1 pseudogene is annotated in these 1,255 nt (G+C 38.2%); it reads left to right on the top strand.

Annotation, left to right across the window (positions count from 1 at the left end):
• Nucleotides 1–160: 160 nt before the first annotated feature.
• A pseudogene (locus BN200_RS08570) lies at nt 161–970 on the top strand (tyrosine-type recombinase/integrase); the annotation flags it as partial.
• Nucleotides 971–1,255: the final 285 nt, after the last annotated feature.

Here is a 1,255-nt window from a genome sequence, read left to right as displayed (position 1 = left end):
TTATAATGATAATTTATTGTTTTGCATATTGTATGAGAGCCGCGAAGACTGTTAAGATTCTCTCATTTCAATCCTGTTGATATTGCATCAATCAAAACCACTTGTTTGTACAGAACAAGCGGGGCTGGTGTGTGAGTAAAATTGTAAAAAAAGGATTAAAATACCTCTTATGAATCGTCTCAAGCGCCAAGGATTGTAACAACATTGGGAGCTGGCAAAGAGAATGATGGTGTGCCATGTGCTCCTTCACAAGCGTAAAGATGGCAGCGTTCAATGGCTTTATCTTTGTACCTTTCACGGGCGGTGCTGCGAAAGGGGCTTGGGAGCGTTGAGAGATGTCTCTTGAAAACAAGCCCGTGAATTAGCAATGCAATGGCGTTCTGTTTTACGTGAGGGTTGTGATCCATTAAAGATACGCAACAAACAAAAGTTTGAGGCAATGCGTAATTTATTATTTAAAAGATATCGCTTTGGATGCTTTTGAAAGTCGGAAAGCTGAACCAAAAGATGATGGTAAAGATGGGAACTGGTTTTTATCTTTAAAACTTCATATTCTCCCCAAATTAGGCTGTCTACCCGTTTCAGAGATTACCCAAACGAGAGATACTCAATATCCTTGCCCTTCTCTAGCATGTAAAAGCCAAGATAGCTGGTAAAGCTCTCATGCGTCTTGATCTCTGTTTCAAACATGCTGCGGTGTTGGGCGTAGATGTTGATTGACAAGCAACAAAAAAGCAAAAGCTCTTTTGGTAAACAAAGCCATAAAGTCATAAATTTTCCAGCAATGGAGTGGAGAGATATACAAGCTTTTTACAAAACACTTTGCCAAATAACAACCATAACATAATTGGCTTTGCGTTTGCTTATCCTTACAGGGGTTCGTACTAATCCCTTGCGTCATATTCGTGACAATCAGGTTGATGGGAATATCTGGACAATTTCTGCTGAAGGTATGAAAGAAAAGCGTGATACCGCAATTTACACTTAATGAAAGCGCAAGTTTTATGCTTATGAGGGTAGCAAGTTGTTAACATCATTGCTCTTTACGAGCTCAAAATTTTGCGACAACCTTTGACACTTGAGATGGTTCATAAAAAGCATTTTTACCACTTTCTTAAGGAGTTTTCACTTATATGCCAACTCTGTTTGTGAGATGCAAGGATTTGGTTTTGCTTGATTCACTATAGAAGTGATTTGAAATGAGAAAATCTTAAGATGCTTGTCACACTCATTCAAGTTGAAAAATAATAAATTA

The sequence above is a fragment of the Bartonella senegalensis OS02 genome, from assembly GCF_000312545.1.
GTDB classification, from domain to species: Bacteria; Pseudomonadota; Alphaproteobacteria; order Rhizobiales; family Rhizobiaceae; genus Bartonella; species Bartonella senegalensis.
The sequence above is the reverse complement of the archived record's forward strand: the minus strand, read 5'-3'. Positions and strand labels throughout refer to the sequence as shown.